The sequence below is a fragment of the candidate division KSB1 bacterium genome (genome assembly GCA_022566355.1).
In the GTDB taxonomy this organism is placed as follows: domain Bacteria; phylum Zhuqueibacterota; class JdFR-76; order JdFR-76; family DREG01; genus JADFJB01.
The window spans coordinates 22,601-33,322 of the sequence record JADFJB010000043.1; the positions used below are offsets into that span (position 1 = coordinate 22,601).

11 protein-coding genes and 1 pseudogene are annotated in these 10,722 nt (G+C 38.2%); all 12 read right to left on the reverse strand.

Annotation, left to right across the window (positions count from 1 at the left end; genetic code table 11):
- Nucleotide 1 precedes the first annotated feature (1 nt).
- Nucleotides 2–556, reverse strand: coding sequence for a dCTP deaminase (locus tag IIC38_09445; GenBank protein ID MCH8126173.1), 555 nt, complete (start codon nt 554–556; stop codon nt 2–4).
- A gap of 25 nt (nt 557–581) precedes the next feature.
- Nucleotides 582–1,352: a twin-arginine translocase subunit TatC gene (gene tatC / locus IIC38_09450; protein ID MCH8126174.1), complete on the reverse strand. Its 771-nt coding sequence runs from the start codon at nt 1,350–1,352 to the stop codon at nt 582–584.
- A gap of 146 nt (nt 1,353–1,498) precedes the next feature.
- Nucleotides 1,499–2,197: a transglycosylase SLT domain-containing protein gene (locus IIC38_09455; protein MCH8126175.1), complete on the reverse strand. Its 699-nt coding sequence runs from the start codon at nt 2,195–2,197 to the stop codon at nt 1,499–1,501.
- Nucleotides 2,198–3,113: 916 nt separating this feature from the next.
- Nucleotides 3,114–3,584 (reverse strand): transposase, encoded by a 471-nt coding sequence (locus tag IIC38_09460; protein ID MCH8126176.1) that lies wholly within the window; start codon nt 3,582–3,584, stop codon nt 3,114–3,116.
- 275 nt (nt 3,585–3,859) lie between these two features.
- Entirely contained in the window at nt 3,860–5,161 is a 1,302-nt protein-coding gene (locus IIC38_09465; GenBank protein MCH8126177.1) for an amidohydrolase, read from the reverse strand.
- 412 nt (nt 5,162–5,573) lie between these two features.
- Complete coding sequence (locus IIC38_09470; protein MCH8126178.1) at nt 5,574–5,921, reverse strand: hypothetical protein; 348 nt, start codon at nt 5,919–5,921, stop codon at nt 5,574–5,576.
- Nucleotides 5,918–6,254 (reverse strand): annotated as a pseudogene (locus tag IIC38_09475) (hypothetical protein). Before IIC38_09475 ends, IIC38_09470 begins: the two are co-directional and overlap by 4 nt.
- Before the next feature lie 201 nt (nt 6,255–6,455).
- Nucleotides 6,456–6,644 carry a hypothetical protein gene (locus IIC38_09480; GenBank protein MCH8126179.1) on the reverse strand — a complete coding sequence of 63 codons (189 nt, stop codon included), beginning with the start codon at nt 6,642–6,644 and terminating at the stop codon, nt 6,456–6,458.
- Between the two features lie 172 nt (nt 6,645–6,816).
- Entirely contained in the window at nt 6,817–8,265 is a 1,449-nt protein-coding gene (gene cysN / locus IIC38_09485) for a sulfate adenylyltransferase subunit CysN (protein ID MCH8126180.1), read from the reverse strand.
- A 4-nt stretch (nt 8,266–8,269) separates the two neighbouring features.
- Nucleotides 8,270–9,175 carry a sulfate adenylyltransferase subunit CysD gene (cysD, locus tag IIC38_09490; GenBank protein ID MCH8126181.1) on the reverse strand — a complete coding sequence of 302 codons (906 nt, stop codon included), beginning with the start codon at nt 9,173–9,175 and terminating at the stop codon, nt 8,270–8,272.
- Nucleotides 9,176–9,347: 172 nt separating this feature from the next.
- Nucleotides 9,348–9,716: a 4Fe-4S binding protein gene (locus IIC38_09495; GenBank protein MCH8126182.1), complete on the reverse strand. Its 369-nt coding sequence runs from the start codon at nt 9,714–9,716 to the stop codon at nt 9,348–9,350.
- A complete protein-coding gene (locus IIC38_09500) occupies nt 9,713–10,441 on the reverse strand; it encodes a hypothetical protein (protein ID MCH8126183.1) in 729 nt (242 codons plus the stop codon). The genes IIC38_09495 and IIC38_09500 overlap by 4 nt, the downstream gene beginning before the upstream one ends.
- Nucleotides 10,442–10,722 lie beyond the last annotated feature (281 nt).

Consider the following 10,722-nt stretch of genomic DNA (forward strand, 5'->3'; position numbering starts at 1 on the left):
TTTATACTTTTGATAGAGTTACATCCAACTGAGCCTGGTATTTGCCTTTCTTTGCTGCATAGCTTGTTTCACAATCTTCATCGCTTTCAAAGAATAAAACCTGGGCGATGCCTTCGTTCGCATAAATTCTTGCAGGTAATGACGTTGTATTTGAAACCGAAAGCGTTATGTATCCTTCCCATCCTGGTTCTAATGGAGTAATATTCATGATAATTCCGCAACGAGCATATGTTGACTTTCCAACACAAATGGTCATAACTTTCTCCGGAATTCTAAAATATTCCACAGACCTTCCCAGGATAAATGAATGGGGGGGAATAATGCAGACATCACCTTTAAAATCCACCAATGAATTTTGATCAAAATTTTTAGGATCGACGATTGTATTGTTGACATTCGTAAATATCCTAAATTCATCAGCAATCCTCAGGTCATAACCGTAAGATGAAACGCCAAATGAAATTACACCCTGGCGAACTTGTTTTTCTTCAAAAGGTTCAATCATTTTTTTTTCAAGAGCCTGTCTTTTGATCCATCTATCCGGTTTTATTGACATCTAATTCTCCAATGTAGTCTAATATTTAACTAGCAGCTAATAATTCTTCTTGTTTCTTTCTTTTCCTGTATGCTAAAACTGAAATCCCAATACTAATTTCGTACAATACTAAAAGTGGTACGGCCAACAATACTTGGCTGCCAGGATCAGGAGGGGTTAAAAAGGCAGATAAAATAAAAATAATGATTATACCATACCGCCGATATTTTCTTAAAATTTTCGGACTTAGCAAGCCAATTTTTGTTAAGACAAATGAAGCTACCGGCAATTCAAAAACCAATCCGGCTACCAGAATAATTTGGACAGAAAATCCAATGTACTCACTAATATTAATTGTAGGCTTGATCGTTTCTGTTCCAAGTGAATATAAAAATGGCAAAATGAATGGTAGCATCACAAAATATGCGAAACTAATACCTAGCAAAAAACACAAAGTTGAAAAAGTTACAACCGGCCAAATAATCTTTCTTTCTTTTGAAAGAAGTGCCGGGGATATAAATTTCCAGATTTGATAGAAGATAACGGGAAATGCAACGATGATTCCGGCAGTGATAGAAACACCCATACGAACGAGTAACATTCCGGCGGGTTTTAAGAAAACCATCTCGGGTGGATTTGCAAGATTATTATTTGGTAATGTGAGTATATCAATAATGTATCCTGATAATGGAAATGCACAAAGCATTCCGATTACCACTGCCAACATACTTTTAATGAGGCACCATCTTAATTCTTCCAGGTGCTGCAGAAAAGACATCTCTTTCTTTTTATTATTTTTAGATTGATTTTGATCCATAGTTCATAGTTTGTTAAAAAAATGAAATTTAATGTAGGAAGGAAGGTTCAAAAAAACAACACCAAACATGGTGCTTTGTCTTATGAAATATAAAAAAAGGCCATTGATTCACTCCAACGGCCTATAATTCGCATTAATTTAGGAGATTATAAGCTTGCGTTTTGAAACTCCTCGTATAATTTCTTAACGAAAGGAATATAATTTTCTGTTTCTTTATGAAGTATTCCCTTGGCTTTATTATTGACAAGCCATAATGCCGCACGCTTTTCCCCACCATTGTAAGCTGCCAATCCTCCATCGATTCCATAAATTTCTATCAGGGTTGAAAGGAATCTACAACCAAGCCGCAAATTATAAATCGGATCATATAAAACTTCTTCAGCACTGGTCCAGGTCATTCCTTCTTCGGCAGTTAGATAAATCCCGGTCACCGGCATTATTTGCATAATACCCATTGCGCCTGCCTTGGATGTCACCATTGGATCCCACACGCTTTCATGCGTTATTGTCGCACAAATTAAATCTACCTGTAAATTCGTATATTTCTGACTAAGCGTATAAATTTCATCCGCAATCTCATATTTCGTATTTGAAGGCAAGCTACTATTATAACGGTCAATAATACTCATAATCTTTTGAATATTATATTGGCGTACGCTATCAATATTCATTGCTGCTTTCAAATCCATGAGTGCTAATTCTAATCCTTGTATTTGATGCTGATTTTTTTCGATTTCAAAGAACTTTATAGAAAATCCTGCAATCGAAATAAACAGTACAAATATGGCGCCTAACAACAGAATGTTTTTATATCTGTTGATCATATTTGTTTTTTTTCGTTTCATATTATTCTCCTTAAATATTTGAATAAAATTGAAAAACAACCACTACTAACGTAGGAATATCTTTATGGTTCCAATATTAATCGCGCTAAATCGAGAAAGTAAAAAACCATTATTTTTCATCGTCAATTGTTTCTTAAAAAATAAGCCTGATTTTTTCAGGCCTCATAATATTTTCGCAATCGATTAACGATATTTAATAGAGAAAAAAATGCTCCTCCGAGTTTTTGGAGCTATTATAAATAAGACAAAACGAAATTGATGTCAAGTATTTTACAACATGTTGATATAAGTTAATAAATATTACAATATGTTGATAACTCGCCGTGAATTATTATCATTCCTTACAAGAAAAAACCAAAGAAATTGACAAAGGAGCATTTGGAATTTATGGTAATTAGATGTGGAGCTATAGAAATTTTCATATTGGAATATATGGAAATAAGAGATCGACAAGTTTAAATTTTCTCACATTAAAAAAGAATGACCTTATTTATGTGTTTAGCATGCCAGAGAATACTTCAGTCTCTGACTTCAAAAGGAGTTTACTAAAAAGTAATTGTTCAACATTCAAGAAATTCAGATTATCCAATGGACGAAACCCACAAAGAGGGCTTTAATAAACTTTAATTCAATGGATGGAGATAAATTAAAAATTCCGCTAATAAACAGGGATGATTATTGAGCACTATCGAAATTAACATCCTTAATGTCAGAGGAGTTCGTGAATATTCTTGAGAAAAATAGAGATATTGTTCTGGACAATTTCTCAAACTCTATCTACTCTTCTTGGTAAAAATGGTCTTTTTTAGATTCCTTCATCGGGAATAACTACTACTTACTTATGTCATTGATTGGTCATAGTCTGATTATGCAATCGTGCCTAAGTACTCTTGTTCATAAATACGGTGACGTAAAATCATGCTGATAATTTTAATGAAACAGGTTCAACTTCAGTCAATTTCCTCATTAATTTTGCCAAATCATTTTTATTGAATTTCCATTCAAAAGGTTTGGCTATATTTTGATAATATCTTTGAAAATCAAATATCGTTTTTCTTAATTGTTCTTTAGAAGTAAAATAATTAGGTGTCAAAATTTTTCGTTGAATGATTGAAAAATAGATTTCAATTTGATTTAACCAACTTGCATGAATTGGCAAATGAACCAAAACAATTTGAGGCCACTTTTCTTTTGTTCTATTAACGGAGGATTGACCTCTATGCGAGGAACCATTATCAACAATCCAAAAGATTTTTCGTGCAGAGCAATAGGGTTCTTTGGACATTACATCGGACACAAGGCGTTCAAACGGTTTTATACCCGTTTTTTCTTCACAGCGTCCGAAAATTTTGGCACGATTGATATCCCAAGCTGCTATGTAATTCAAGGAACCCCTTCGGTGTCACGTCCTGCCATAGGTTGACACCTTGGAGTAAACAATAAAGTTATCCACAAAAAGAAAGAAGAAAAGAAAAAAGAACCAAAAAAGAAAAACTACGACTACTAACTGTCAACTTTTTTCAGGACGACACTTATTTGTTTAGAATCTAGAATTTAGGATTTCGAATTTTAAACCAAAGCGGGACGGGGGTGACATACTCGGGATTTTCGGACAGCCTGAAAACATTCGGAGTGACATTTGGGTAGTTCACCGACAGCCTGTTAATTTCCGGAGCTCGACATAGCCAGGTAGTCCAGCAGAAGCATCGTCATGGTTTTCATGCCAATAGGCACACAGGAATTATCAGCCATGAAGTTGGGTGTATGATGGCCTCCGGACTCCGTGCCCGGCTTTACCATGCCAAGCCGATAGAAAAAGCCAGGCACCTCATTGGCAAAATAAGCAAAATCTTCACCACCCATAGTAGGTTCGATTTCGAGGACATTTTCTTTGCCGACAACTCTTATTAACGTTGGCACCATTTTTTTTGTCAATTCGAGATTGTTGATTGTTGCGGGGGTTCCACGATTGTAGTTTAATTCATAGGTCCCGCCATATCCTTTGGTAATGCCATCAACAATTTCAGTCATACGTTTCTCGACCTTGTCCCTGGTATCGGGATCATAGGTTCTTACCGTTCCTTCAAGATAAACCTCAGCCGGTATGATATTGAAGCGATCGCCGCCACGGATGATCCCAACTGTGACAACACTTGGCTGCAGGGGATGGAGGCTACGGGATCGAATCGTTTGCAGGGCCATTACCACCTGCGAGGCCATCACAATAGGATCGATAGATTCCTGCGGCTGGGCGCCATGGGCTTGTTTGCCAAGTATTTTGATGATAAATAGATCGACTGCAGCGAGGGCAGGTCCTGGTGTGTAACCCAATTTACCAGACTCCATTGAAGCATAGGAATGCAGACCAAAAATTGCACTGGGACTTGGATCGTTAAAAGCGCCTTCCTCTAACATCAGGGCTGCACCGCCTTCTTCACCCGGAGGTGGACCTTCTTCGGCTGGCTGAAAGATAAACTTCACTGTTCCATGGATTTCATCTCTAAGCTCGGCCAAAATTGAAGCGACACCGAGTTGTACCGATGTATGGATATCGTGTCCGCATGCATGCATGACGCCAACTTCATTGCCAAGGTAAGTGGTTCTTACTGTCGATTTGAATGGATAAGGTGTATCTTCAGTCACAGGCAGGGCATCCATATCGGCTCGTACTGCCACAACTGTGCCGGGTTTTCCGCCTCTTAAAATGCCGATTACGCCGGTATGTGCAATTCCCGTTGTAACTTCTATGCCAAGTTTTCGCAAGTGATTGGCAACCAGTTCAGCAGTTTTGAATTCTCGGTTGCCAAGCTCAGGATTTTGATGGATTTGTTCTCGAATTTTAATGGTCGCATCAGCGTACTTTTCCACCAGTTTGTTAACCTTGTCCAATTGTGCAAATGTTGAAAATGGTGTGAAGAGTGTTATTAAGACCCCTAACAAAATGAAAGGTTTGAATTTGTTCATATTATTTCTCCGGTTAAAGTTTAAAATGACTCACTTGAGATTGTTCTGTTTACAAAGTGTTTGAATTGATTTTTTGTATATCCAGGAATTTGAGTCCATATATCCATCATTCGGTTTTCTTAGGAATATTATAATCAACGTTTGTGCGATAATCTTCGAGTAAATGCTCTGCAAAATAACACCACATCATGCGTTCAAAATAGGGTGTGCAATCTCCAAAAGATATTACACAATCTGCAAGTTATATTTTCAAAATGCATGTTTAAGAATAATATGAAAATGACAAACCGTTTTTTTGACTTCTTCAGGTTAAATGTACTGTCCAATGTGACCTCCCAGTTGGGACACGTTCAGGAGGTATTCATCTTCACCGAATTCTTTAAATAATTTTATGGTAATGCTAAAGTATTGATTAGACAATTAAGCCCGACATCTCAAGAATGCGTTGGGACCATTGATTAGATTCATTCGCCAATTTATTTCGCCAATTGTCGTTAGACCACTCGTTATGAGATTGCAGACTCCATAGTGCTAATTGAATTTGAAGTTCAACCAATTCTGCGCTTTCCAGGATATTTAAGTCTGCTGCAGTCCATTCAATGAACCATTTACTCTCAAACAAAATACTTAAAACCACATCCCGATGTCCTTCATTCTTTGAAAAACTTCCTAAACGTGCTAAATTCGCTGCTAATCCGCCTAATCTGATAGGAATCGGATCTCTCATAAAACGTGAACGAAGACTTTCAAGTTTTGTCATTCATTCTCCAAAAGTTGTCTTATAATATTTTCAACTTGATGTTTAATAACCGAGTCTTGAATAGTCATCGAGCGATTCTTTTGCTTTGGACGAATGTTAATAAGAGCTTCAAATTCTATGCTTTGCGTACCAGGTATCCAATTTGCTCCCCAAATATCTTCCTGATTACTACCTTCTTGCATTAGTTCTCCTTCACAATCTGCATGCATTTGTCCACCGCCAGCCAAGATCCCTAGTTGTATATCCACGTGCTAATTTGATTAATGGATCCAGTTCTTCAAGCATTTCTTCGATTTGATTCTTTGTTGCCTTTTGTGATATTATATGGATCATTATTACTTTGTTTTTTCGTGATGAGATTAAAGCTTAATAAGAAAGTCTCCATTTCCAGAATTCATAATTTACACAATTATGGTTTATAAGGAAATATTTTTTTGGAAATGGGAGTTTTTTCAAATATACCTTATGCTTATCCTTCCCTCCCAACACCCAACGCATCTGCAGCCCGGTTAATGTAATTAAACCAGGATGCAATCAGGGTAATTTGTAATATTGCCGTATCGTCAAAACCAACCGATCTAAGCTTTTTTCCGCTAATTCAAAGTTAGCTTTTTGTGCGAAAAGTGAGGTTACCGGAACCGCCAGTAATAAATTGAATAAACTAAAATAGAAAACTATATTTCGATGGTGTGAATTAGAATTCAGACGATTATTAATTTGCATGATTTATCATCCTTTTAGTTTGGAAATTGGTTGAAAGTTTACTCTAATTCATTTTGATTTAATTTTGGGGAAATATGAAATCGAATCTTAATTTTTCATTTGCTTAAATTTTGCGATTAGGAAGCCATAGGATATTAATAAAACAATATACATTTTAAACACACATTTGAAATCATTTTTTTGCGATTGTTGATTTACCTGATCCTGATAATCCGGTTAACCATATTACAACTGCCTTATGGCTGTTCTTCTCTTCCCGCTTGTTAAGAGGTACGGCAATTTCTTCTCTTGTCACATTAGTTGCCCGATCTACAACACCCGCAACGCTCAATTCCGACTCAAGTGTTTCTTCAAGGCTTCGTAATGGTTCCCTTATCATACCTACCGCAACTGTAAAATTAGTGTCAGGGTCAATCAAAATAAAACTACCTGTCCCGCGATTTTTATTGTAGCTGTCAAACATTATCGGCTGCGTCGCATTTATCTCTATGCGGCCAATCTCATTTAACCCTAAAGTCTTGGCTTCTTTACGGTGGAGAGTGTTTACATCAATCATATAATCTAATTTACTGACAAAAGCCTTGGTTGTTTTTGTTGAATGTTTGATAAGATAGTTTTTTCCTATTTGTAAAGGTTCGTCCCACATCCAGCAAATAATAGCGTCAAAATTTCTATTGATCTGCGGAATGTTGTGCTCCCGAACAATCATATCCCCTCTACTAATGTCAATCTCATCTTCAAGGGTCAGGATTACCGAAAACGGCGCGCTTGCTTCCTCAAGATTACCATCAAAAGTAACAATCTCTTTAATTTTTGATCTTTTGCCTGACGGTAATATTGCCACCTCTTCGCCCACCGCAATAGTACCCGAAACAATCTTTCCCGCGTAACCACGAAAATTAAGATCAGGCCTGATCACATATTGCACCGGAAACCTGAAATCTACAAGGTTGAGATCAGAACTGACATGCACATTTTCCAAAACATGCAGAAGTGTAGGCCCGTCATACCAAGGAGTATTGGAACTTTGGACAACAACATTATCTCCTTTAAGCGCTGATAGAGGAATGTATGTGATGTCGTTTATTTCAAGTTTTCGGGAGAATTCATCATACTCGTCAACTATTGACTGGTATACATCCTGCGAATAATCAACCAGATCCATTTTGTTGACGCCTACCACCAAATGAGGCACCTGTAAAAGACTGGCTATAAAACCATGTCTTTTTGATTGTTCTAAAATTCCATTACGGGCGTCAATAAGAATTATTGCAAGGTTTGCAGTGGAAGCTCCGGTCACCATATTACGTGTGTACTGAACGTGTCCGGGTGTATCTGCGATAATAAATTTCCGTTTAGACGTCTGGAAATATCGGTATGCGACGTCAATGGTTATTCCTTGTTCACGTTCAGCGGCAAGGCCATCGGTAATAAGCGCCAGATCAACCTCGTCTTCTCCTTTACGTTTCGCAACCTTTTTAATCGCATCAAGTTGGTCATCATATATATTGTTAGTTTCGGAAAGCAATCTGCCTATCAATGTTGATTTGCCGTCATCCACACTGCCAACCGTAGTAAACCTGAGAAGTTCGGCATGTCCTTCATAATGATCAGGTTTCATGCGTTTAGAAGTATCCTTCCTTTTTCTTTTCTTCCATTGAGCTATCTGACCCATGATCAATTATTCGGTTTTCCCGTTCGGATTTCTTTACTGACTCAAGCTCTGTTATTATTTCATCTATTGTGACAGCCGAAGATCGAATTGCCCCTGTGCATGGCATACAACCCAGACTCCTGAATCTGCACTTCACGTCTTCAACTTTCTCGCCCGATTGCAATACAGTATTGTCGTCATATGGCACCAAAATACCGTTTCTATCTACAACCTTACGTACCTGCGCGTAATATATCGGAACGATTGGTATATTTTCAATCTTCAGATAGTGCCACACATCCTGTTCCGTCCAATTACTCAAAGGGAAAACTCTGATAGATTCACCTTCATTAACAAGGCAATTATAAATATTCCAGAGTTCGGGTCTCTGGTTCTTCGGATCCCATTGTCCAAACTTATCACGAAAAGAGAACACCCGCTCTTTTGCTCTGGACTTCTCTTCATCCCTGCGCGCGCCGCCAAAAGCAGCGTCAAATCCATGTTTTTTAAGCGCGTCTAAAAGACCCTGCGTCTTTAATTTAGCGCAACATTTATCTGTTCCAACTTTTGCGGGATGAATGCCTTTGTCAATCCATTCCTCATTTTTCTCCACAATGAGTCTCGCGCCAACCTCTTTCACGAACTTATCACGGAATTCAATCATCTCTGGGAATTTATAGCCTGTGTCGATATGCATTAGAGGGAAAGGGATTTTGCCAGGATAAAAAGCCTTTTGTGCCAAACGCAGCATTACTCCAGAATCTTTCCCTATAGAATAGAGCATAACCGGTTTCTTTAACTCGGCGGCAACCTCTCTAATGATATGGATAGATTCTGACTCAAGCTGTTTTAGATAAGCAAGATTGATATTGTTCATTTTTTATCCGTTATCAGTGTGATTTACACACCCTGCGCACGCAGTCCATCCCTCTTAGAGGGGAATAAAAACAATTAATTTTAAGCTCAAAAGTCCCCTCTAACAAGAGGGGATTTAGGGGTGTGTTACCGGATTACACTTAACAATTACAACACCCCGACACCCTGATTCCTTATTTATCAGAATGTTCATTTATCAGCACAGGACATCCCTGTTTGTCACGATCAATCCATGACTTAATTCTAAACTCTTCAATCCGGCCATTTGAGTATTTAAGCTGCCAGATTGTTTCTCCTTTAGAAACTCTTGCTTTTAAAGAAGAACCATTTCCACCTATTTGCAACGGCAGTCTTAATTCAATTGCATGCATTGGGCACACCTTTACACATGCGGCGCAAACCCAGCAAGCGCCCTGATCACTAATACTTGCCTTTCCATTACCATTACGCAAAAGCAGATTTCCGGGACAAATTCTTTCACACATGGATTCTTTCCTTTTGCCGCATCCATTACATTTGTCTTCGTCGATATATATACTCATTTCATTAAATCCCTTTTAATAATCTTTATTTTTCCACTTTCAGTATCACGAACAGAATTTATGTGCTTCAACCAGTATTTATCATCGCGTTCCGGAAAATCTATACGTGTTTGATAACAAGGCCATCTGGTTTCTCGCCGATAATAAAGATGTTCGACTAATACCTGGGCAACTTCAAGCCTGTCAATTAACTCCAAACCGCTGACCAACTCCTGGCTGTCTCTTGCGTCAAGCTGTTTAACATGCCCCACGAGTTCAACTAAAAAATCACGCGCCAGTTTTAATCTTTTTTCATTAAGTTCATAATTTGTTGATATACCACCCGCATATTCGTCCATAATTTTTTGCAGACGTTCTTCCATTTCACGAGGGTGTAAACTGTCGTGATTGTGATTACCGAAAGGAGCCGTTACCCGTTCCATCTCTTTTTTTACACATGATTCATCAGCCGCGCAATAATCAAAATCTTTAATGTCTTCCAATATTGTTTTTACAGCAATCCTCGCTTCCACCCACGCGCCGCTCGCATATTTTTTCGGGGAACCGCCTGTGACGTCACCTGCGGCATACAAGCCCTTGATGGTTGTTCGGCGATGAACGTCAATCCAATACCCTGCCTGAGAATGCCCACCCTCTACAAATGGTTCTGTTCCGCATATCTCAACACAACTAAGTTTCTTGCCCAAGCCTTCTGCCGCCCACAAAAGCACTATTGACGGATTCATACTAAGGAAATCTTCTCTTAGTTTTCTTCTCTCATCATCATCTAAATGAGATATATCTAAATAGCATGGACCCCTTCCAGCCTTATCTTCCAATATCGTGGCATAAAGCCTGTAAGGAGTAATGCATTTACGTCCACCAAAACATTCATATCTTTCAGATAAATATGACTCTCCAATAGCATTTACCTGCTTTGCGCCAACACCTATTGCAAGAGTGCCTGTTGGTGCGTTTACGTCTTTGACGCGAAGGGCAACAAACCCATTTTACAAACTGGTAATTT